Source organism: Herminiimonas contaminans, from assembly GCF_015645465.1.
GTDB lineage: Bacteria > Pseudomonadota > Gammaproteobacteria > Burkholderiales > Burkholderiaceae_D > Oxalicibacterium > Oxalicibacterium contaminans.
In genome coordinates, this window is record NZ_JADOEL010000013.1 from 70665 (window position 1) to 93037 (window position 22373).

16 protein-coding genes and 2 pseudogenes are annotated in these 22373 nt (G+C 56.3%); 11 read left to right on the forward strand and 7 right to left on the reverse strand.

Translation table 11 applies throughout. The features are described from left to right. Positions 1 to 53 precede the first annotated feature (53 nt). From fdh3B to IXC47_RS14770, 9 genes and pseudogenes are all read left to right on the forward strand, one after another. Positions 54 to 683, forward strand: a complete 630-nt coding sequence (fdh3B, locus tag IXC47_RS14730) for a formate dehydrogenase FDH3 subunit beta (protein ID WP_124572458.1) — start codon at positions 54 to 56, stop codon at positions 681 to 683. Then, positions 680 to 907 carry a hypothetical protein gene (locus IXC47_RS14735; protein WP_195876120.1) on the forward strand — a complete coding sequence of 76 codons (228 nt, stop codon included), beginning with the start codon at positions 680 to 682 and terminating at the stop codon, positions 905 to 907. The genes fdh3B and IXC47_RS14735 overlap by 4 nt, the downstream gene beginning before the upstream one ends. A 22-nt stretch (positions 908 to 929) precedes the next feature. Then, a complete protein-coding gene (locus IXC47_RS14740) occupies positions 930 to 2075 on the forward strand; it encodes a formate dehydrogenase subunit gamma (RefSeq protein ID WP_195876121.1) in 1146 nt (381 codons plus the stop codon). A 12-nt stretch (positions 2076 to 2087) separates the two neighbouring features. Beyond that, positions 2088 to 2414, forward strand: coding sequence for a hypothetical protein (locus tag IXC47_RS14745; protein ID WP_195876122.1), 327 nt, complete (start codon positions 2088 to 2090; stop codon positions 2412 to 2414). A 222-nt stretch (positions 2415 to 2636) separates the two neighbouring features. After that, positions 2637 to 3482 carry a formate dehydrogenase accessory sulfurtransferase FdhD gene (locus IXC47_RS14750; protein ID WP_195876123.1) on the forward strand — a complete coding sequence of 282 codons (846 nt, stop codon included), beginning with the start codon at positions 2637 to 2639 and terminating at the stop codon, positions 3480 to 3482. A gap of 119 nt (positions 3483 to 3601) precedes the next feature. Beyond that, a complete protein-coding gene (locus tag IXC47_RS14755) occupies positions 3602 to 4306 on the forward strand; it encodes an ABC transporter permease (protein WP_195876124.1) in 705 nt (234 codons plus the stop codon). After that, the gene (locus tag IXC47_RS14760) at positions 4306 to 4971 is read left to right on the forward strand and encodes an energy-coupling factor ABC transporter ATP-binding protein (RefSeq protein WP_195876125.1); all 666 of its coding nucleotides are present in this window, start codon (positions 4306 to 4308) and stop codon (positions 4969 to 4971) included. The genes IXC47_RS14755 and IXC47_RS14760 overlap by 1 nt, the downstream gene beginning before the upstream one ends. Positions 4972 to 5307: 336 nt before the next feature. Continuing rightward, positions 5308 to 5676: pseudogene (locus tag IXC47_RS14765) on the forward strand (helix-turn-helix domain-containing protein); the annotation flags it as partial. Further along, positions 5666 to 5806 (forward strand): annotated as a pseudogene (locus IXC47_RS14770) (ATP-binding protein); the annotation flags it as partial. The pseudogenes IXC47_RS14765 and IXC47_RS14770, both read left to right, overlap by 11 nt. 152 nt (positions 5807 to 5958) lie before the next feature. Here the strand turns inward: IXC47_RS14770 and IXC47_RS14775 are convergent. The 6 genes from IXC47_RS14775 to IXC47_RS14800 form a co-directional block, all read right to left on the reverse strand. Beyond that, the gene (locus tag IXC47_RS14775; protein WP_195876126.1) at positions 5959 to 6558 is read right to left on the reverse strand and encodes a sensor histidine kinase; all 600 of its coding nucleotides are present in this window, start codon (positions 6556 to 6558) and stop codon (positions 5959 to 5961) included. Between the two features lie 2 nt (positions 6559 to 6560). After that, positions 6561 to 8189, reverse strand: a complete 1629-nt coding sequence (locus IXC47_RS14780) for a tetratricopeptide repeat protein (RefSeq protein WP_195876127.1) — start codon at positions 8187 to 8189, stop codon at positions 6561 to 6563. Between the two features lie 99 nt (positions 8190 to 8288). Continuing rightward, positions 8289 to 9050 (reverse strand): translesion DNA synthesis-associated protein ImuA, encoded by a 762-nt coding sequence (imuA, locus tag IXC47_RS14785; RefSeq protein WP_195876128.1) that lies wholly within the window; start codon positions 9048 to 9050, stop codon positions 8289 to 8291. Between the two features lie 149 nt (positions 9051 to 9199). After that, on the reverse strand, positions 9200 to 9862 hold the full coding sequence (locus IXC47_RS14790; protein WP_230089579.1) for a hypothetical protein: 663 nt from the start codon (positions 9860 to 9862) through the stop codon (positions 9200 to 9202). Further along, positions 9859 to 10842 carry an MlaD family protein gene (locus IXC47_RS14795; RefSeq protein ID WP_195876130.1) on the reverse strand — a complete coding sequence of 328 codons (984 nt, stop codon included), beginning with the start codon at positions 10840 to 10842 and terminating at the stop codon, positions 9859 to 9861. Before IXC47_RS14795 ends, IXC47_RS14790 begins: the two co-directional genes overlap by 4 nt. Positions 10843 to 10869: 27 nt before the next feature. Then, positions 10870 to 11685, reverse strand: a complete 816-nt coding sequence (locus IXC47_RS14800) for an MlaE family ABC transporter permease (RefSeq protein ID WP_195876131.1) — start codon at positions 11683 to 11685, stop codon at positions 10870 to 10872. Between the two features lie 137 nt (positions 11686 to 11822). Here IXC47_RS14800 and IXC47_RS14805 point away from each other — a divergent pair, with 137 nt between their 5' ends. Next, on the forward strand, positions 11823 to 12578 hold the full coding sequence (locus tag IXC47_RS14805; protein WP_195876132.1) for a fused MFS/spermidine synthase: 756 nt from the start codon (positions 11823 to 11825) through the stop codon (positions 12576 to 12578). A gap of 64 nt (positions 12579 to 12642) precedes the next feature. On the opposite strand, the gene IXC47_RS14810 is transcribed toward IXC47_RS14805, so the two are convergent. Then, positions 12643 to 13080: a PPC domain-containing DNA-binding protein gene (locus IXC47_RS14810; RefSeq protein WP_195876133.1), complete on the reverse strand. Its 438-nt coding sequence runs from the start codon at positions 13078 to 13080 to the stop codon at positions 12643 to 12645. A 381-nt stretch (positions 13081 to 13461) separates the two neighbouring features. On the opposite strand from IXC47_RS14810, the gene IXC47_RS14815 reads away from it, so the two are divergent. Further along, a complete protein-coding gene (locus tag IXC47_RS14815) occupies positions 13462 to 22242 on the forward strand; it encodes a GH36-type glycosyl hydrolase domain-containing protein (protein WP_195876134.1) in 8781 nt (2926 codons plus the stop codon). Positions 22243 to 22373: the final 131 nt, after the last annotated feature.

Here is a 22373-nt window from a genome sequence, read left to right on the forward strand (position 1 = left end):
CAATAACGGTGAAATAAAAAACTGACAGATAACCAGGCTAAGGAGAAATCAAAATGGCACGAATGAAATTCATCTGTGATGCAGAGCGCTGTATCGAATGCAATGGCTGCGTAACGGCCTGCAAAAATGAAAACGAAGTCCCTTGGGGCGTGAATCGCCGTCGCGTGGTCACCATCAACGACGGTGTGATCGGCCAGGAAAAATCGATCTCGGTGGCCTGTATGCACTGCTCGGATGCACCTTGCATGGCGGTGTGCCCGGTCGACTGCTTCTACCGCACCGAAGAAGGTGTGGTGCTGCACGATAAGGACATCTGCATCGGTTGCGGTTACTGCTCGTACGCCTGTCCGTTTGGCGCACCGCAATTCCCATCCAACGGTACCTTCGGCCTGCGCGGAAAAATGGATAAGTGCACCTTCTGCGCCGGTGGCCCGGAAGAGAACGGTTCCAAAGCCGAGTTTGAAAAATATGGCCGTAATCGCCTGGCAGAAGGCAAATTGCCAGCCTGCGCAGAGATGTGCTCGACCAAAGCTTTGCTGGGTGGCGATGGTGATGTGATTGCCGATATCCTGCGCACGCGCGTACTGCGACGTGGCAAGGGCAGCGAGGTCTGGGGTTGGGGTACCGCCTACGGCAAATCGCATAACCCTGATGCCAAAGCACCGAACGGAGGCAAATCATGATGCGTACCTTATTGCTCTCAGTGATGGCGCTGGCCTTGTTCGGTTGTGGCGAGAAGGTGCAGTCGCAGGCGAATGCACGCGACGCTGGTGACGCTGCACCGTGGACCGGCGCGAAGAATGATCCCTACGTGATCAAAGGCTGGACCGCCGGGAATAAAACCGAGTGGGAAACGCAAATCCGTAATCGTGCGCAAACGCAGAACGAGTACGTGAAAGTCAACTAATGCAGCCGCGAGGGGATTTATCATGAAAACATGGTTTGCCAAACTCGCCGCCGGACTGACGCTGCTGGCAGCGACTTCCGGCCTGGCGCTGGCCCAGGCGGGTGACCCTGCTGCGGCCAAGCCTGCGGCACCACCTGCCGTGCAAAGTATGTCGAATATTGAGTCTGACGATATTCTTTACATGAAGCAGAACCAGGCTGAACGTACACAGGTGCAACCAGGTAACCTGGCACCGGTCTATCGTCAGGTGAAGGAGGGTGGTGAGCATTACTCCAGCTTGCCGGCACTGGAAGCCGGTGTGCTGATCCAGCCTAAGGCGCAGTTCCCGGGGCAGGCACGTGCGACCACCGCAGGTGAAGCCTGGCGTCTGTATCGCAACGGCCCGCTGACCACTTATGGTGGCTGGCTGATTATCGTGGCGGTACTCGGCATCACCGCGTTTTACTTTGCCGTCGGCACCATCAAACTGAAAAGTGGCCGTACCGGTCGCCTGATCGAACGCTTTACTTCACTTGAACGCATCACCCACTGGACGGTGGCGATCAGTTTCCTGACGCTGGCTTTCACCGGCTTGCTGATGTTGTTCGGCAAGTACATCGTCTTGCCAGTGTTTGGCCATACGGTCTTTGGCTGGCTCGCTTACGCCTGTAAAAACATACACAACTTTGTCGGTCCGGTTTTCACGGTTTCGATCATCGTGATGTTTGCGATCTTCGTGAAAGATAACTTCCCGGGCAAAGGCGATCTGCAATGGCTGAAAAACCTTGGTGGTGCACGCGGTCACGCCAGTGCAGGGCGCTTTAACGCAGGTGAAAAACTCTGGTTCTGGGGCGGCATGGTCTTCCTCGGCCTGATTGTGAGCGCTTCCGGTTTCGTGCTCGATATGCTGGTTCCGGGCATCCTGTACACCCGTGGCAATATGCAGATAGCGCATGTCATCCACCTGGTGGCAGCAGTGCTGGTCTTCAGCGCTTCGCTGGCGCACATCTACATCGGTACGCTGGGCATGGAAGGCGCCTATAAAGCGATGAAGACCGGCTACGTCGATGATGCATGGGCCAAAGAACATCATGACCTCTGGTACGCCGATATCGAAAGCGGCAAGATCCCTCGCGTGCGCACACCCGAAGAAACAGAAAAAGCAGGCACACCGATCAAGGCTGTTTAAGGAGATATGCAGATGAAAAAAATACTGATCGCATTGCTCGGCACCATGGTCATGGCCAGTGCCAGCGCCAAATTGCCGCCGCTGAGTGATGAAGCCAAGGCAAAAGCTGCGGAAGCCAAAAACAAGGCTGGCTGGTCGGATAAGGTTGCTGCCTATCAATTGTGTGAATCACAAAACAAAGTGGCAGCGCAATACTTCAAACGTACTGGCAAGGCCAAGCCGGATATAGTGGTACCGCCATGCACCAATCCCGGACCTTATGTCGCACTGCAAGTCGCCACCTCCACAGTCGGTGTGGCCGATTCCAAGCCGGTACCTGCTGCTGGCGCCAAGAAGTAAGTCCGCTCTCTGTCTTCCTGCCGCATACGCCCGCCCGGGCGTATGCGCGTTATCTGCTGAAAACAGCCTGATCGCGCGCATACCGTTATAATCCCACCTGCAACACTGAATACCGGCTAGTCGAGCCGACTATTTGCTATTTCATACCTTAGCGCATCATGTTTTGCATGATCCCGATAATGGAACAGCGGCGTTTTGCCCTGTCCAAGATGAGTTACCGCCATGTCGTATCGCCCCGAATTTTCCAGTACACCGGTCAAGTTGACGTATGAAGTCAATGCGATCGATGAAACCGCGCGGACAGCACCGCTGGCGATTCCGGCCGAGCGTCCGTTGACGGTGTACGTGGATCAGCGCGAGCTGGTGACGCTGATGACGCTGGGTGCGGCACCGGAAGCATTGACGCTGGGCTATCTGCGCAACCAGCGGCTGGTGCAGTCGATAGAAGAAATCGTGTCTGTACATGTGGACTGGAACCAGCATGCGGTCTATGTCACCACGCGTGACGGTATCGCCAATATTGAGGAACGCACGGCCAAACGGGTGGTGACTACCGGTTGCGGCCAGGGCACGATGTTTGGCGGTCTGATGGATGAAATCGACAGCATCGTGTTGCCGGCAGATGCAAGACTCAAGCAATCGACCTTATGTAAAATCGTCAACACCATACGGACGCAGGATTCGGTCTATGCCAAAGCGGGCTCGGTACACGGCTGCGGTTTGTTTACGGCTGAAGGCGAGCTGGAATACTTCATCGAAGATGTAGGCCGTCATAATGCGGTCGATTCGATCGCCGGCATCATGTGGCTGGAAAATATCAGCGGTGCCGACAAGGTGTTCTATACCACCGGTCGCCTGACTTCAGAGATGGTGATCAAGGGCGCGCAGATGGGCATGCCGTTTTTGATTTCGCGTTCCGGTACGACACAGATGGGTCATCTGGTCGCAGAAAAAGTGAACATGACTTTGCTGGCGCGCTGCACCGGCAAGCACTTCCTGCTGGTCACCGGCAAGGAACGCATGATCTACGAGCCGCAGTTGCTGGATAGCTCGCTGCGCGTCGCCTGATTCCATTTCCAGTACGTCCGGGCTGCATTATTTCGGTGCACGCCTGTGGCTGGGTTAGAATTGCGGCTACAAAAATGAATTAGCGACGCTGCAGTCGCATCTGCTCTTCTTATCTTCTTATGTCCCTTATAGACGCTACCCAGGCTGCCTTTGGCTTGCTCTTTTCGGGCGATGCTGTGCTGTGGCGCATCATCTGGATCTCGCTCAAGACTTCCATCATCGGCCTGCTGATTGCCACGCCGATCGCCGTGCTGATTGGTTACCTGATTGCGACCCGTGAATTCATCGGTCGTCGCATCGTGATCTGGATCGCGCAGGCGGCCTTGTCCCTGCCTACCGTATTGATCGGCCTCTTGCTGTACCTGATGCTGTCGCGTCAGGGGCCTATGGGTTCGCTTCAATGGTTGTTTACCCAGTCCAGCATCATCCTCGGCCAGGTACTCATCGTGTTACCGGTCTTGATCGCCTTTACCTTGTCGGCAGTGCAGGCAGCTGACCCGCGTCTGGCAGAAACCGCGATCGTGCATGGTGCATCGAACTGGCGCGTGATGCTGACGGTGCTGCATGAAGTTCGTTTCGGCGTGATGGCAGCTGTTATCAATGGTTTCGGCCGTGTCATTTCGGAAGTCGGTTGCGCGATGATGGTGGGCGGGAATATCGCCGGTGAAACGCGCACGATTACGACTGCGATCGCGCTGGAAACCAGCAAAGGTGAATTTGCGCAGGGTATCGCACTCGGCATCGTCCTGATCGCTTTCGCCTTGCTGATCAATGCCGCGATGATGTTGTTGCAGGGCGATACGCGACCAGCGAGGAATATGTAATGGAAGCACTCTTATCTATCCAGCGTTTGCAAAAGAGCTTTCATCAGCGTCGCCTGCTTGATATTCAAGACTTGTCGATAGCGCAGGCTCAAGCGTATGTGCTGACTGGTTCCAACGGCTCGGGCAAGAGCACGCTGATGCGCATACTGGCCGGGCTGGAATCGGCGGATACGGCTGAAGTGAAGTTCCAGGGCGAGACCGTCCAGTTGGCACCGTATCCGCGCATGATGCGTGATGCGATTGTGTATGTGCACCAGCATCCGGTCATGTTTTCCACTAGCGTCGAAGAAAATATCGCCTACGGTTTAACCGTACGCGGCGTGGCGAAAAACATCATCGCAGAGAAAGTGGAAGAAGCGATTGCATGGGCAGGCATAGCGCACTTGCGTGCCAGCATACCGAACTTCCTTTCCGGTGGTGAGAAGCAGCGTGTAGCGCTGGCACGTGCGCGCGTGCTGTCGCCTAAGTTGTTGCTGCTGGATGAGCCGACCGCCAACCTGGATGGTGCGGCGCGTGAACAAGTCATTGCCTTGATTCCGACCCTGCTCAATGAAGGTGGCAGCGTCATCATGGCTTGCCATGACCGGGATTTGATCGCCTTGCCGGGTGTGCAGCGCCTGAAAATCAGAGATGGTAAGTTGGAAGTCCGAGCGGCGAACTTGTAAAGTAGGTCATTGGCATTCACCTCTTTCATTGAGCTGATATTGGTTTTTCGTGTTCAATCTCTGAATGAAAAGTCAGGATATGGTATTTATAAAATGTCTAAGCCTGGTGGGGCCTATCCAGCGATTTATGCGGAAATCATAATCTCGGCCTTGTTCTATTTTTCGCTGTAGCTGTTTTTTATCCCATAAAAACGAGATGGTTCGGCATTCACTTCTATGCCAGCATAGCCTGTTGATTTGCATCGAAAACTGACCCACTTAGCCGCATAATTTGCATCCAAAACTGACCCACGTTTAGAACACAATCCTACTTACCAAAGTGAGTGGGAGATTGGAGTGATCGACGTGGCATTACTTGGAATTATTCGACGCTGGCACCTTCGTGACCACGTGTCTTTAAGGGAGATATCCAAACGATTGGGGATATCTCGAAACACCGTTCGGCGCTATCTACGTGCTGAAACCATAGAGCCAGCCTACGCTGACCGACGTTCCTCGACATCCCTGGACAAATACGCGTTCAAACTTTCCGTCTGGTTAAAGACCGAGGCGACAAGGTCGCGCAAGCAACGACGGAGCTTGAAGCAGATGCACATTGACTTGTGTGCGTTGGGGTATGAAGGGTCGTACGACCGGGTCGCAGCCTTCGCTAGACAGTGGAAGGTGGATCAGTTAGAGAGGGTCAACTCTGCGAGCAAATCAACAGACAGCGATGCTTGATCGCCTCACTCATCACTGCCATATTATTGAAACAGGGAACGATAGCTATCGTTTCAAGAACAGTTCAACGCAAGTAGGCCAAAAGGAGAACACGACCGGATTATCAGCTACCTAGCCTCAAAATTAAATTAATTGGGTGGGTCAGATTTCGATGCAAAAACCGGGTCAGATTTCGGTGCAATTCAACAATGATGATGGGAGACGCTTATATTGAGGAAAATATCGTATCGGTTATGACGGCTTGAACTAGCCATTAGCTATATATTCTTACGGCAAATAAAGGCAGAACAGCGCACCACCTTGCGGCAGGTTATGCAAGCGGGTGCGTCCTTCTCTGTCCCCATTCTTATGGGCAGCGGCGATGGCAGAGCATAAGGCCATACCCATGCCAGTTGATTGCTTTTCTTCTTCGGTGCCGAGACCCGGCCCGTCATCCTGCACGGTAAACACGGTTTCCTCAGCCACGGTTTTGCAGCCGACCACGATAGTTGATTTGGCGAAGCGCAAGGCATTTTGTAATGCCGCATCCAGCGCCAGTCCCATCAGGTTCTCATCGAAAAAAGCTATCGGCGGCATGTCGTCGGTATCCAGCGTGATGCTGATCGCAGCTTTGCTGTGATTGCGCAACAAGCCTTTCAGGAAGTCTTCCGGATTGACCGCTTCTATACGTGGGTGCAAGCCTTGTTCCGACGCTTTGTATAAAGTGAGGAAGCCCACCATCTTGTCGCGCAAGTTCTGGCAGTGGTGGTGTGCTTCGGTGGCTTTGCCCTGATCCAGGTCTAGCGTCAGCGCGGAGAGTTCGCCTTCCAGTTCGCCCAGCGCATTCTTCAGGTCGTGCACGATGATGGCGGCCAGTTGCGGATCCATACTTATGCCTCCACGCTGGCTTTGACCAGGGTTTCACGCAGAAAGCGATACATCTTGGCGACGCGTTCGCTATTCGGCATCAGCACATCGAGCTGCGCCAGATAGGCGTTCACGCGTTCGACGTAGTTGCGATCCAGTCCTTTCTGGCTCATCCACAGCAAATGCAATTGCGCTGCGGCCAGCAGCACGCCGGTGTTTTCGGGTGTTGCGGTGAGTGCTTCTTCCAGCTTGGCCAGCGATTCATCGAATTGACCGGCACGCATTAATTGTGTTGCCTGCTCAACGATGAGTGCACCTTCGCTGATCGATTCTTCGACGACTTTTTCTATCAGTGCTTCATTGCCGGTATCTTGCAGCACGCGGCGAGCGAAGGCGACCAGGCGGGTGTTTTCATGATCAGCCTTGATGGCCTTGGCCACGATGCGTGCACCTTCTTCATCCAGCCCGACGCAAAATGCCGCTTTCGCCAGCGTCAATGTATGGATGTCGGCACGTATGCCATCGGCCAGTTCTTTGGCTGAAGCGAAAGCTGCTTGTGCCGAGTTCATATCACCAAGGCGAGCGAAGGCTTGTGCTGCTATCGTGGCTTGCCGTGCGGCGAAGTAGGGATCGTCCTGATGATCCTGCGCTGCTGCGCTGAGTACGGCGAGTGCATCCGCTGCTTCACCGATATCGACCTGCACCTGTGCCAGTGACAGCGCATCGGAAGCCTGGGCAGTGAGCGAGCCGCGCGTGTGCGTGAGTGCCTTGTTGAAGGCCTGCTTGGCCTGTTCCAGGTTGCCGACACGGTAGGCGGCATCGCCCATCAGGCGACTGCGTCGTGCGGAGGGGATGACTGCATAGGATTTATTGAAGGCGTCGAGCACTGCTTCTTCATTGCCCTGCGCTTCGGCGATCTGCGCCAGCAAATCATAGGCGCCGACGAATTGAACATTCGTTTCCAGTACTTCGTTGACCAGTTTCTTTGCCTGCTCCAGTTGACCCGCAGCCTGATCGCAGCGGGCAAGTCCCAGCCTGGCCCAGACCAGATCGTTGCGCAAAGTCAGCGCTTTGTTATAAGTCGCACGCGCCTGTTCGATATTGCCCAGTTCCAGCGCGGAGCTGCCCTTGATTTTAAGGATGTCGACTATCCACTTGGGTTCGGCCGCGAGTACGGTATCGCATTCGGCGATGGCACCTGCCAGGTCTTTCATTTGCAGGCGGTCGGTGATTGGTTTCAATGCCTGTTGGCGATCCAGCAGGCGTTCCAGGCGATCGGCGATTTTGCCACCGGTCAGTGGCTTCACCATATAAGCATCAGGCTGGAATTCGGCAGCGCTGGCTACGCTGTCGTAACTGCTTTCAGCCGTCACCATGAAGAACATGGCAGTCGGCGACAGCAGCTTTTGCGAGCGCAGGTACTCCAGTACTTGCTGACCGTTGGTTTCCTTGTTCAGGTTGTAGTCGCAGATGATGACGTCGTAGTTGGTATTGCGTATGCGTTTGATCGCATCATTCGGCGTAGCGGACTGGTCAACTTGCTCGATACCGAGTTGGCCGAGCTGGGTGCGGATGTTTTGTCGCATCGTCTGCATATCGTCGACGACGAGTGCGCGCAGCCTGGCAAGACGGGTATTGAGGATGGTGGCCATTGTGGGGCATGGAATTGGGATACCCCATCATACGGCTATGTGTGCGTGCTTGCCATTAAAAAATGTTTTCTATGCAAGTGTTTGCAACGCCCACACGGATTAAACCGGTAATGCTGCGCGATGCCGTGCTGCGGTTGCTGCCAGCGCGGAGTGTGCAATGGTGTAGGACGGCATTTCGAATACCGGCGAGCTCAGGGAACGGGCGACGCGTGGGCGCTGGATGACGGCTGGTACCGCCAGCGGCAGGACGATAGGTTTGCAGTGCACCGGGCCGCGACGCTTGATGATTTCTACCGACATGCGGCCATCAGTAGCAGCTTGGCACAGCATGCGCAAAGGAGCTGGCGAAGACTGGTTTTGTGCGTCCAGCGGACGGAATACGAAAGTCAGGCCATCGTTGGCCGCGGCCATCAGTTGCAGGCGACGCAGATGATCGGGACGGGCTTCCGGCAGCCAGCACAGCAGGGCGCCGAAATGTACGTTTTTGACTGCTTGTTCGACCGCCCAGATGCGGTCCATGGGCTTGTCGGCTTCGATCAGGATCAGGTGGTTTTTATCCAGGCCGAGGTCAGACAGGGCGGCGGAAATATGCGCCGGTGCCAGCAAAATCACGGTTTTGCCTTCTTGGGTCAGGCGCGTCAGGGTTGGAGCCAGCAGGCGCAGTTCGCCGATATCAGGTTGCGCCAGCAGCAATTCGATCAGTACCGAAGCAGGCCAGCCACCATTCGGCAATTCCAGGTCCAGCGCGCGATAAGCGGACGGCTGCGGGTGCGCACGAGCGGCTTGCGCGGCTTCTGCGGACCATGCGGATTCTGGGAAGGAAGCTGCTGGGAAAGTGAAATTGCTTGCGACTGCGGCCATAAAACCTCCAAATGCTGTTTGGGATAACGCACCCGATGAACAGGTGAGTTAGCAATATACTGTATAAACATACAGTATAAAAGGTTTTTTTATAAAAATTTGCTGACAGTCGTTTTATACGGCTTTCATGCTTTTCTGGCCTTGATCTATTACTTGCTGCCTTCCACCAGCGTCATTTTCCGGCGTAAACGCAGGGCTTCAGCCATATCCCCGGCTTGTTCTGCGCGCATGGCCTGTACTCCCAGCCAGGCCAGCAAAGGCCGTCGCCAGCCCTGTGCCGATGCGGTTTCTACCGCCGCGCTAATGACTGCGGGAGACGCGCGCTTGCCTTGCAAGAGGACGCCAGCGGCAACGAGGCGGGATAGCGGATCTTCGATGCTGAGCATGGCACTGGCAGCGGCATTGTCCGAGCTGGCTCCGGCTACCGCCCGGTGCTGGGCCGGGAGTTGCGCGATCTCTGAGGACTGGACTTTGCCAGCCAGGTAGTTGGCATAGGCGACTTCGGCGGCGGGTGCATCCAGGCGCAGTTTTTCAAATCCGGTGCAGTCATCCAGTACCAGACTCGCGACCTGGGCGGCGCAGCGTGTGAGCTCCACGCGTGCCAGCAAGTCTATGCGCCCGGTACGGGTGACTTCATTGCGGGCATACAGGAATTCCTGATCGGCGACGCGGGTATTGCCGGTGAGGTAGGCATTGCTGGCGCGCTCGGTCGCATCCTTGGCGTTGACTTGCCAGTCAGGGACAGGCTTGCCCGCGCATGCGGCTAACAGCAGGGTAGCGAATAGAACAGGGGCGAGACGGATAGTCTTCATGGCAGGTTCAACTCCGTATCGCGGGCAAATGGCCATTTGCGGTTGATTTCATTCACCAACTGTTCGACTTTGCGCAGGCTGCGGTCCACATCGGCGCGCAGTGAGCCGAGGTCGCCGCTGGCGGCTTTGGCATTGCCGCTGATGACTTGTGCGTCGGCCAGCACGGTGTCGATTTTCTTCAGACTGTTGCGCGCTTCGCCCAGCATGGCGTTGAGTTGGACGATGGTGGCCTGGCTATCGCCATCCTTGCCGAAGACTTGCTTGTCGGTTTTCACCAGCAAGCCGTCGACTTTGGCCAGTACATCGTTGGCGCGATCCAGTGTTTGCAGGATTTTTTGTGCATCTTTGTTGCTGCCTACCAGCGCACCCAAAGCGCCATGCTTGCCATTCAGTTTGTCGGTCAGGCCTTGCAGATTGGTCAGGCTGGCATTCAGCGCGGATTCGGCCGAGGTCAGGTTGTTGACGTTGTCGATTAATTGCTTGGCTGCAGATACCAGCAGTGGTATCTCTGCTGCGACGTCGCCGACCAGCAAGGTGCGCTCGGCACCGGCTTCCAGCGGCGGATCAGCGGGGACGCCGGTAAAGGCACGGATACGCGGGCTGCCGACGATGCCGCGCTCCATCGTGAAGATGCTGGAGTTACGCAACCAGTGCGCATCCTTTTTGGCGATTGCGACCAGGATGCGCGCCTTGCCATCCTTGCCCAGTTCGATGCGATTGATACGACCTATCGGGAAACCGGAGAAAGTCAGGTCCATGCCGACGCTGACGCCGTCCGAGTCATCCGCCAGCAATACCAGCTCCTGCGTAGCTTCGAATGCACCGCGTGCATACATCAGATAGGCGACCGAGCCCGCGATCAGGGCGACCAGGAAGATCAGCAGGATGGCGGCCTTGAATTCAAGGTTGTGCGGCACCACCGCGCGTAGTTGCGCGTTTGGTGAGGCTGGATTAGGTGTCTGTTCTGGTGGTACTTGCATGGCAATCAGGCGCAGCCTTTATCAGGGTTAGAAATAATTGCCCATCAGGGAAGCAATCTGAATCAAGAGGATAACGAAGAATAGCCTGACCATGGCAGCCAGTTCGCTGGCGGCCTTGAGACGGCTGGCGAGTGGTTCCCGCGGATTATCGTATAGCGATGAAGCCATGGGAATCAACGATACAGCAAGACTGAAGAATAAAGTCTTGAGCAGGAAAATCATCGAGACCGAGGGATTGAAGATTTGTCCGACCACGCGGGTGTAATCCGCCAGAGCCCATTGCGTGAAACCGTAGATCGACAGATAGGTCAGGATCAGCGCCAGTATGCAGCTGACAGCGGCCAGCATCCAGACCGAGAAGATACCGGCGATAGCCCGCGGGAAGAATTCAGCGCGTATCGGATCCACGCCTTGCTGGCGCATCGCCAGCAGGTCACCGCGCCTGCGCATTTCCGCCAGCTCCACGCCATCCGGTAAAGTACGGCGCAATGCGACGAAGAGGGCGGCGGTCAGCGGGATCAGTTCCAGCACTAGCATGCGCACCACCATATCCAGTGCGTATTTGGAGAGGCCGTAACTCAGCGCGGTAACCATCACGATGCGGATCAGGATCACGCTGATCAGTGATGACAGCAGTGAAAACCAAATTAGATTGGTCGTGGTGCCAAGCACCAGCTGGTGCGCAATCGCATAGCGATGCTCACGCTTATAAGTGGTGGGAGAGAAGGTCAGCGACAGCACAATGACGCCGAACAGCATTATGCGCCAGCCACCCAGCAGCCAGCTGAAGGCTGCGCCACCGGTACGTACTACGGATTGCGGGACGGGTACTTTTACGCTCATGCGAATATGGTAGCAGTGAATTGCCTGCATATCTTGATCTATAGTCATACACCAGCAGAAAGGATGCATAGTAGTCTTGTATCCGGCACGCAATGCCGTAAGCTTGCATCTTGTGATCCACAGACAAATAAACTTATATGGATTTCTTCAAGCCGGAACGTATCGCCCAGCTCAAAGCCATGTCACACGGCGGCAAGCCCTTTGTCTTTGATGATGGCGATATACGTACGCTGCAATTTGATGAACGGATAGTGCAGAGCGCGATGCGTTTGTCCGCGCCGGATGAGCTATTGATCCCTTACACGCAGGCGATGACGGGTTTCCTGCTGTTTAATCCTGTGCCTGCACATATCCTGCTGATAGGTCTCGGCGGTGGTTCACTGCTCAAGTACTGCTACCGGCATTTGCCAGCGACCCGGCTCACCGTTCTCGAGATAGACGCTGACGTGATCGCCTTGCGTGAGCAATTCATGATTCCTGCGGATGATGAACGACTGCAAGTCGTGCATGCGGATGCGCGCAGCTATTTGCGCCAGATGGCGGACGCAAGTGTGGATGTGATTTTGCTTGATGGCTTCGATGCTGAAGGTGCGGTAGCAGAATTGAATAGCCATGCTTTCTTCGATGACTGTCGTCGCGTGCTGCGCGATGGTGGTGTCTTGCTGATGAATATGGCCGACGATATGAACACGGCGACGCTCGCATTGACCGCTGGTCAGTCGCTGTTCACGCTGGGTCGCCTGTGGTGGCTAAAGACGGTGGACGGCAATAGTCACCTGGCTGTGATGTTGAAAGTGGCTGACACGGTGCCAGATGCAGATTTGCGCGACACCATGATGCGTATGTGCCGACAATTTTCGCTGGAACTGATTTATCCGCGCCACCTGTTGTGAGGAATGCGCGCAAAAAAATCGGCATTTGAAAATAATGCCGGTAATTTTTACAAAGCTACACGCTTCAGCATTCGAGATTGATTAAAGCGAGCCCGCTTTCCGGATCAAAGCTGCGTTTCAGATAGCCAGGTGCTTCGGTCAATACTACTTCGAGTGTGGGACGCACATAGGCTTCCAGCAAATGTCCGCCGTGTGCGCTGCCATCACGTTTGCCGACGACCACATGCGCATGTATCTTCGCCTCGCCATCCTGCAGTGCGATATCACCTATCAGTGACAGCACTTCAACCTGCTCATTGACAGGGATTTTTTCATAGTCCTTCTGGCTCCAGTCGAAATAGCCCAGAGTCGCGCTGCTAAACGCTCCTATCGCCGTGAAGCGGCTGGCATTCAGATTATTTTCCCGGGCGAAGCGCTGGATTTGTGACACGACTTCTTCACCGGTTTCGAGTATTAGTACATAAGTCTTTTCCGGGGCGTCGTTAATGATTTTGCTTTGCATGTTAAGCTAACCTCACATTGTTTTTGATCCTGTTTGTCAACAGCTGTACAGTTTCAGTTCCCTCGCACCAGCAAGCTGCAATTTGAGACGTCTCTTCGGCACCTGCCTGTCATCTGCTTAGTGCACATCTCTGAAATAGTTGGGAACTCTTGTTTGTTCTACATCTCCAACTGAGCAAAATACGGACCACCATGTCAATCTAAAAACCGCCTTAGCGGGGAGGAAGAAATATGGTCAGTACTACCTGCACGCATGCTCGTACCTTATGCGGGACGCACGTTATCCCTACGCAGCGTTTCATCTGTAAACAGCCTGGTTGGTACCAGGTCAAGTCTCTAAATATCAGCCCGAGTTTTTCCTGCAAGCAAAGCGAGGTTCGCTTTGCTTAAAAAACTGCTCAAACGGGATCTGAATTTTTCTTTTTCTGATGATGCGACTGCACCATCCGACGAACCTGTACGTGTGGAAATATTCAGTGCAGAAAGACTGGAAGCACACGCCGCACATCTTGCCGCCATACAAAAGATAGGGTCTGCATCTGGTGCCGCCAGTCTGGTAGCGGCAGCACGTGAAAACGGCAAGATACTGACTGCTGCCCATGCCGCGATCGAACGCGCAACCGCAGAGCGCCGTGCGATCACATCGGCGGCGGAATGGCTGCTCGATAACCTGCACGTCATCGATGAAAACGTCGCCAGCGTGGTCGAAGGCTTGCCGCGGCGTCTGTATCGCGGCTTGCCCAAGCTGGTGGGTGGCGATCATGCCGGACAGGTACGCATCTATGCGCTGTGCTGGGAGTTCGCCGCACATACCGACAATCATTTCGATCCAGAGATCTTCCTGCGCTTCGTGCGCTCATATCAATCCGTGCAACGTTTGACGATGGCAGAGCTGTGGAGTCTGCCGGTGGTGATGCGTGCAGTGCTGCTCGAACATTTGCGTCGCGTCGCGGTGCGCGTCGTGAAGGCCCAGGCGGCACGTGAAGCTGCGGATGATTTTGCGAATGACCTGATCGTCATCGCACAAAAAATGCCGGAGAACGAACAACCCGGCATCGTCCTGCCACCCGGGCGTTTGCTGCAACCATTTGTGGTGCAACTGGTACAGCGCCTGCGCTACCAGCAGCCGGGTTTCACTCCCTTGCTGGATGCATTAGGTGCGCGCCTGCTGGATCAGGGGCCGACCATCGATGACATCGTCCTGCGTGAACATACGACACAGGTGGCATCGAACCAGACCATACGCAACATCATCACCAGCATGCGCACGATAGCGGCCTATGACTGGCGTGTCTTCTTTGAATCCGTCAGCCTGGTCGAACAGAAGCTGCTGACCCTGGCCAATTATGCCGAGCTGGATTTCCTGACGCGTGATCGCTATCGCAAGATCATTCAGCACATCGCACTGAACGCTCGATATTCGGAGCAGCAAATTGCCGACGCGCTGGTGCGCAAAATAGAATCGCATCGCAGCCAGATGTCGCCAGAGGACATCGTGGCAGACGAACGCGCGCTCGACCCTGGTTACTACCTGCTGGGACGTGGTCGCAGCGATCTTGAAGCAGAGCTGGGTTACCAGCCGCACCTGACACAAAAATTGCGCCGCCATTACATCGCGCATGCCAGCCTGTATTACCCGCTGACCATACTCTCGATGGCAGTGCTGATACTGGCGTTTCCATTGTGGACCACCTATGGCAAGGAGGTATCGTCCATATGGCTGACGCTGCTGGTCATTGCCGGTCTGTTTCCTGCTGTCGACATCGCCGTGACTTTCATCAACAAAGTCTTGATGCGGCTGTTCTGGCCGCGTCATTTGCCACGTGTTGAGCTAGCCGATATCACGGACAAAATGCGCACCTTTGTGGCGGTGCCTATCATGCTCACCAGTGAAGAAGGGCTGGAAGAAGAGATACAGCAACTGGAAACGCATTACCTGTCGAATCCGGACGGCGAAGTGTATTTCACCTTGCTATCCGACTGGGCCGATGCGAAGCAGGAACACATGCCGCAGGATCTTCCTTTGCTGGAGAAAGCGCGACGTTGCATCGCGGAGCTGAATACGCGTTATGGCCCGAGCAAAAGCGGGCAGACACGTTTCTACATCCTGCATCGCCGCCGCTTGTGGAATGAGAGCGAAGGCAAGTGGATGGGCTGGGAACGCAAGCGCGGCAAGTTGCACGAGTTCAATCGCTTGCTGCGTGACGCGCAAGACAGCTCCTTCCTGCTCGACGACATCCCGGTGCCGCGCAATGTGCGCTATGTGGTGACGCTGGATGCTGACACCCGCTTACCGATAGGTGCGTTACGTGCGCTGGTGGGTGTCGCCGTGCATCCTTTGAACCAGCCGCGACATGATCCTGACACCATGCAGGTGATTGAGGGCTACGGCATCCTGCAGCCGCGTATCACGCCGACCTTGCCTATGCAGCAGGAACGTACCTTGTACCGTCGTTTCTTCTCGGCGCGTGGCGGGGTGGACCCCTACGGCGGGGCGGTATCGGACGTGTACCAGGATGTATTCGGCTGGGGCAGTTATTCCGGCAAGGGGCTGTACGACGTCGATGCCTTCGAGCGTGCCTTGTCCGGCAAGGTGCCGGAAAACACCATGCTCAGTCATGATTTGTTTGAAGGTGCGCTGGCCCGTTGCGCGCTGGTGAATGACGTCGAGCTGTTTGAAGATTTCCCGTCGCATGTGGAAGAGGCGGCCGCACGCCAGCATCGATGGACGCGTGGTGACTGGCAGTTGTTGCCGTGGTTGCTGCATACCGGACGCGTCTCTATGTCGACCATAGACAGGCTCAAGATCGCCGATAACATGCGGCGTTCGCTGACTGCACCGGCCATCCTGTTGACCCTGCTTGCCAGTTTCTTCCTGACCGGTGCTCCGGCCTGGCCGTGGCTGTTGCTGGCCATAGTCGGTCTGGCGCCGCCTGCGGTATTCCGCTTTTTCTCCGACTTGCTGCCGCATCGCGATGACCTCAGCTTTAAAGCACACTGGCGACGCGGGCTGGCAGTACTGCCGGATACCATCGCGGTAGTCTGTATCTCGCTCGCGATGCTGGCGCAGTATTCGTGGCTGATGCTGGATGCGATAGTGCGCACGCTGGTGCGTCTGGTCTTTACACGGAAGAAATTGCTGGAGTGGATTACTTCGGCGCAGGTACGGCGTGCGAAGAAATATTCATACAGCAGCTTCTTCTGGCGCGGCCGCATGGGCATGGTCATTGCGGTAGCGATCATCGTTGCACTTGCCGTGTTTGATCCGGCCGGTTTGTGGCTGGGCTTGCCGTTCTGCCTGCTATGGCTGGCTGGTCCATTGATCGCGCGTGCTATCAGTTTGCCGCCGGTCGATACCAATGTCGAAGAACTGGATGTGGCAGAAGAGACAGAATTGCGTCTGGTGGCGCGTCGCACATGGCGTTTCTTCACGACCTTTGTGGTCGCGCAGGATAACTTCCTGCCGCCGGATAATTTCCAGGAAGACCCACAGCCGGTGATCGCGCATCGCACCTCGCCTACCAACTTCGGTTTGTATCTGCTGTCGGTGGTGAGCGCGCGCGATTTTGGCTGGATCGGCCTGACGGACATGATGCACAGGCTGGAAGCGACGATGGAGACGCTGCAGAAGCTGCCGCGCTATCACGGTCATTTCTATAACTGGTATGAGACCGAGCGGCTGGAAGTGTTATCGCCGCGCTATATCTCGACGGTAGACAGCGGCAATCTGGCCGGACATTTATTTGCACTGGCACAAGCCTGCAAGGATGCGAAGGAACAAAGCGTATTGCGGCCGACTATCGTGGCGGGCATGCGTGACGCTGTGCTGCTGTTGCGCCTGGCGATAGACGGCATAGGGCATGAACTGCGCACGCAGGCGGTCAGCATTAATGAGTTACGTAAAAGCGCTGAACAGTTCAGCGACTTCCTGCTGACCACGAATGCGGTATCTCCCACGTATGCGTTCTGGGAAAAAATGGTCGAGCGCTCAGAGCATCTGTTCGACCTGGCGCAAGCATTCTCGGTGGAGGTCAAGAGCCCCGACAATGAAGTGCTGACCTGGGCCAATGAACTACGCGCTGCGGTACGCATGCATTGCAATGATTTGGTCGTGATGATGCCATGGGTGCATCTGGAAGCGCAGGATGGCAGCAACAATCCTGAGTTGTGGCAGATCATCAATGGCAATATCAATATCCACATCGCACTGGAAGATTTGCCTGCGGCTTATCTGGCAGCGCGACGCGACATCGCACGCCTGTTCAATGCACAGAACCGGCTCGATCCCGACGTCATCCCGCAGCAATTGTTCGATGCACTGGATGGCGCGCTGATGCAGGCCGCGGTACTGGCGGTGGAGTGGCTGGACAGGCTGGAGAAAATGGAAGCGACTGCACGCGAGATGGCGATGGAGATGGATTTCCGTTTCCTGATGTCGCCGGAGCGGCAATTGTTTTCGATTGGTTACAACGCGGACGAAGGCAGGCTGGACGATAGCTATTACGATTTGCTGGCGTCGGAAGCACGCCTCGCCAGCCTGGTCGCGATCGCTGAGCGCCAGGCTTCGCCGTCCCACTGGTTCCGGCTCGGACGTCGTATGCTGCCCGGCATTAACGGGCCGGTCCTGGCCTCATGGTCGGGCTCCATGTTTGAGTACCTGATGCCATCGCTGGTGATTTCGTCGCCACGCGGCAGCATGCTGGACCAGACTTGTCGCGACATCGTGGCGCGCCAGATTCAGTACGGCAAGGAGCGTCATGTGCCGTGGGGCGTATCCGAGTCCGCGATGAATGTGCGTGATCGTGCCTACACTTATCAGTACTCTGCATTTGGTGTGCCGGGCTTGGGTCTCAAACGCGGGCTGGAGAAAGACATCGTCATCGCGCCGTACGCAACCGGACTGGCAGCGATGTATATGCCCAAGAGCGCGGTCGCCAACTTCCGTCGCCTGGCAGAGATAGGCGCACTGGGGCGTTATGGTTTCTATGAAGCGCTGGATTTCACCCCGGGACGCCGTGCGGAGAACCAGACCATGGCTACTGTGCGTGCCTATATGGCACATCACCAGGGCATGCTGTTGGTGGCGCTGGGGAATGTGATCAATCGTAATGTGATGCGTCATCGCTTCCACCACGAACCTATCATTCGTTCTGCCGAACTATTGCTGCACGAATCACAACCGCGCTGGGTGCAACCAGCGTCGCTGGCACTGCGCGAAGAACGCGAGCGGCCGACTGTGGTGATGCCGGAATCCGGCGTAGCGCGGCAATTCGACAGTGCAATGACGGCGACGCCGGAAACCCAGTTGCTGTCGAACGGTCACTATGCGGTGATGATGACGGCGGCCGGTTCCGGCTACAGCTTGTGGAATAAACTGGGTGTCACGCGCTGGCGTGAAGATGCGACCCGCGATCACTGGGGCAGTCACATCTATCTGCGCGATTCCGAAAGCGGTACGTACTGGTCGGCTGGCTTCCAGCCAACTGCGGTCGAGCCGGATTCCTATCAGGTCAAGTTCGCCGAGGACAGGGTGCGTATCTCGCGTGCCGATGGTTCTATCTCCAGTATGCTGGAAGTGATCGTGTCGCCGGAAGACGATACCGAGTTGCGCCGCCTGACCCTGACCAACAACGGTACCCGTACGCGCCACATCGAAGTGACTTCGTATATGGAAGTGTTGCTGGCTCCGGTCGCGGCTGATATTGCGCATCCGGCATTTTCCAATCTGTTTGTCGAAACCGAGTATCTGCACGAGATACGTGGCTTGCTGGCCTCGCGTCGGCCACGCAAGGATGGTGAACCCCGGCCGTGGGCGGCGCATGTAGTCGCGCGTGGTGAGGGCAGCGACAGTGCGGTTGGTATCGAGTATGAAACTGACAGAGCCCGTTTCATAGGCCGCGGCCAGGGCGTGAGCAATCCTTTATCCATCATCGATGGCCGCCCGTTATCGAATACGGTAGGCGCGGTGCTGGATCCCATCTTCAGCTTGCGTGTTCGGGTACGACTGGAACCCGGTGAAATTGTGCATCTGGTGTTCTCGACGATGGCGGCTAACTCACGCGAAGAAATCCTCAGCCTCGCCGATAAGTACCATGACGGCTCTGCCTTCGCGCGGGTTTCGGCGCTGGTGTGGACGCATGCGCAAGTGCAATTGCATTACCTGCGTGTCGAGCATTACGAAGCGGAACTGTTCCAGCATCTGGCCAGTCGCATCCTGTTTTCCGATCGCAGCGCGCGGGCCAGTGGCCGGGTGATACGTTCGATGCGCCTGAGTCATGCCGGCTTGTGGGGGCAGGGCATCTCGGGTGATAGGCCTATCGTCCTGCTGCGCATGGCCAAGCAGGAAGACTTGCGTCTGGTGTCGCAATTGCTGCGCGCGCATGAATACTGGCGCATGAAGCAATTACCAGTGGATCTGGTGATCCTGAATGAGAAAGGCGCGTCCTACGCACAGGAGCTGCAGGCAGCAATGGAAGGCATGGTACGTGCAGCGCAAGCCTTCTCGGCGCAGCAGGAGCAGGCTGAGCGTGGCGGTGCATACATCGTCAGGGCAGATGTCATTACCGATGATGAGCGTACCTTGTTGCTCGCTTCTGCACGTGTGGTGCTGGAAGGCGGGCAGGGTAGTCTGGCTGAACAATTGCAGGCGCGTCCTGAAGTGGAAGAGAATCCGCCGTTCTCGTGGCTTAAACGTGAAATTCAGGGGCCGCGTGCCGGACCGCCTAGCGTGCCGCCGCAACTGACGCTGTTCAACGGCCTCGGTGGTTTCGACAAGGATGGCCGTGAATATGTGATCGTGCTGGGGCAGGATCAGGTCACACCAGCTCCGTGGATTAATGTCATTGCCAATCCGACTTTCGGTTTCACCGTATCCGAGCGGGGTGCGGGCTATACCTGGAGCCAGAACAGCCGGGAAAACAAGCTGACGCCATGGTCCAACGATCCGGTCTCTGATCCTTCCGGTGAGGCCTTTTATATACGTGATGAAGAAAGTGGCGCACTGTGGAGTCCGACCATCTCACCTATCCGCGTACCGCATGCGATTTACACGACGCGGCATGGGCAGGGTTATAGTCGCTTCGAGCTCAATTGCAGTGGCATCGTCAGTGAATTGCTGCAATTCGTCAGCTGGGATGATCCGGTCAAGATCTGTCGTTTACGCCTGAAAAATGTATCACGTGGTGCGCGTCGCCTGTCGCTCAGCTCCTATATCGAATGGGCGATGGGTGCGACCCGTGCCGACAACGTTCCTTTCATCGCGACTGAACGTGATGCCGAGAGTGGTGCATTGTTTGCGCGCAATCCGTGGAATATCGAATTCGGCCACAGGGTGGCTTTCATGGATTTGTGTGGCAAGCAGACTGCGTGGACCGGTGATCGCAAGGAGTTTATCGGCCGCAACGGCAACTTCCAGAAGCCTGAAGCCCTGACGCACGGCAGCGTGCTGTCGAATCGCGTCGGTGCCGGTTTCGATCCTTGCGGTGTACTGCAGACCCAGGTCGAGATTGCAGTCGATGGCGAAGTCGAGATCGTGTTCCTGATGGGGCAGGCCGATGATGCAGATACGGCGCGTGCGCTGGTGCAACGTTATCGCGCCGCCAATATTGAAGAAGTATTCGCAACCAGTCAGCGTAACTGGCACAACATCTTGCACAAGGTGCAGGTAGAAACACCCGATCGTTCGATGGACTACCTGCTGAACGGCTGGTTGCTGTATCAGACCCTGAGTTGCCGCTTCTGGGCGCGTACGGCGTTCTATCAGGCTGGTGGTGCTTATGGTTTCCGCGATCAGTTGCAGGACACGCAAGCACTGGCACTGGTCGCGCCGACCCTGGCGCGTGAACAAATCCTGCGTGCGTCATCGCGCCAGTTCCCGGAAGGCGACGTGCAGCACTGGTGGCATCCGCCCAGCGGGCGCGGCGTGCGTACGCATATCTCGGATGATTTGATCTGGCTGCCGTACTGCGCTGCGCATTATGTCGATGTGACGGGCGATGCTCAGATTTACGATGAAATGCAGCCTTTCCTTGAAGGCGATCCTTTGCCATTGGAGAAGGAAGACGCTTATTTCGAAGCGCATATCTCCGAACAAACCGCGAGTGTGTATGAGCATTGCGCGCGTGCACTGGATCACAGCCTGCATACCGGGCCGCATGGCTTGCCGCTGATGGGCGGTGGCGACTGGAACGATGGCATGAACCGGGTCGGGCATGGTGGCAAAGGTGAAAGCGTGTGGCTGGCGTGGTTCCTGTACGCCACCTTGCTGCGTTTCGCACCAGTAGCGGAAGCACGCAAGGACAAGGCGCGCGCGACGCGCTGGCGCAAGCATGCAGAGAAACTGAAGAAAGCTACCGAGCAGCATGCGTGGGATGGTGCATGGTATCGCCGCGCCTATTTCGACGATGGCACGCCGCTGGGTTCGGCCAGCAATGCCGAGTGCCGTATCGATTCGATCGCACAGAGCTGGTCGGTCATTTCCGGCGCGGGCGAGCCGGAGCGTAGCCAGCGTGCGATGGACTCAGTGGATCAATATCTGATCCGGCCGGGCGATGATTTGATCCTGCTCTTCACACCGCCGTTCGACAAGACGCCGCTGGATCCAGGCTACATCAAAGGCTATTTGCCGGGCGTGCGGGAAAACGGCGGACAGTACACGCATGCCGCCGTGTGGTGTCTGATCGCTTATTCAAAAATGGGCAAGGGCGGGCAGGCGCATGACTTGTTCAAGATGATCAATCCGGCAAATCGCAGCAGTTCGCGCACCGGCATGGCCGCATACAAGGTCGAACCGTACGCAGTGGCTGCCGATATCTATGCGGAGTCGCCACATGTCAGGCGCGGCGGCTGGACCTGGTACACCGGTGCCGCAGGCTGGCTGTACCGGGCCGGGGTAGAGTCGATACTGGGCTTGTGCGTACAGGCGGATCGGCTCAGCCTCGATCCTTGTCTGCCGAATGAATGGCGGAATGCGAAGCTCCATTATCGCTATGGTGCGACGGTCTACAACATCACGATCCAGAATCCGACCGGTATCAGCAAGGGTGTGCTGCGGGTAGAGCTGGATGGTGTGGTGATGCCGGATCAATTCGTCACCATGCGTGATGATGGCGCAGCGCATACCGTTACCGTGCTGATGGGCACGCCGGTCTTGCCGACCGTCTGACTCATGTCCGGAAGCAGTGGGTGCCGAGCCGGGCATCCGTTGCTTTGCATCATCAGCCAGATTTTTCCAAACCGCGAATAGCTATCCAAAAGCCTCGCATCTCGGCTCTTAGCTTCTGCATCCAATCACGA

What these genes read in the sequence shown, in the direction of transcription:
- fdh3B (WP_124572458.1), top strand. Translation starts at nt 54, where the DNA reads ATGGCACGAATGAAATTCATCTGTGATGCAGAGCGCTGTATCGAATGC.
- IXC47_RS14735 (WP_195876120.1), top strand. Translation starts at nt 680, where the DNA reads ATGATGCGTACCTTATTGCTCTCAGTGATGGCGCTGGCCTTGTTCGGT.
- IXC47_RS14740 (WP_195876121.1), top strand. Translation starts at nt 930, where the DNA reads ATGAAAACATGGTTTGCCAAACTCGCCGCCGGACTGACGCTGCTGGCA.
- IXC47_RS14745 (WP_195876122.1), top strand. Translation starts at nt 2,088, where the DNA reads ATGAAAAAAATACTGATCGCATTGCTCGGCACCATGGTCATGGCCAGT.
- IXC47_RS14750 (WP_195876123.1), top strand. Translation starts at nt 2,637, where the DNA reads ATGTCGTATCGCCCCGAATTTTCCAGTACACCGGTCAAGTTGACGTAT.
- IXC47_RS14755 (WP_195876124.1), top strand. Translation starts at nt 3,602, where the DNA reads ATGTCCCTTATAGACGCTACCCAGGCTGCCTTTGGCTTGCTCTTTTCG.
- IXC47_RS14760 (WP_195876125.1), top strand. Translation starts at nt 4,306, where the DNA reads ATGGAAGCACTCTTATCTATCCAGCGTTTGCAAAAGAGCTTTCATCAG.
- IXC47_RS14775 (WP_195876126.1), bottom strand. Translation starts at nt 6,558, where the DNA reads ATGGATCCGCAACTGGCCGCCATCATCGTGCACGACCTGAAGAATGCG.
- IXC47_RS14780 (WP_195876127.1), bottom strand. Translation starts at nt 8,189, where the DNA reads ATGGCCACCATCCTCAATACCCGTCTTGCCAGGCTGCGCGCACTCGTC.
- imuA (WP_195876128.1), bottom strand. Translation starts at nt 9,050, where the DNA reads ATGGCCGCAGTCGCAAGCAATTTCACTTTCCCAGCAGCTTCCTTCCCA.
- IXC47_RS14790 (WP_230089579.1), bottom strand. Translation starts at nt 9,862, where the DNA reads ATGAAGACTATCCGTCTCGCCCCTGTTCTATTCGCTACCCTGCTGTTA.
- IXC47_RS14795 (WP_195876130.1), bottom strand. Translation starts at nt 10,842, where the DNA reads ATGCAAGTACCACCAGAACAGACACCTAATCCAGCCTCACCAAACGCG.
- IXC47_RS14800 (WP_195876131.1), bottom strand. Translation starts at nt 11,685, where the DNA reads ATGAGCGTAAAAGTACCCGTCCCGCAATCCGTAGTACGTACCGGTGGC.
- IXC47_RS14805 (WP_195876132.1), top strand. Translation starts at nt 11,823, where the DNA reads ATGGATTTCTTCAAGCCGGAACGTATCGCCCAGCTCAAAGCCATGTCA.
- IXC47_RS14810 (WP_195876133.1), bottom strand. Translation starts at nt 13,080, where the DNA reads ATGCAAAGCAAAATCATTAACGACGCCCCGGAAAAGACTTATGTACTA.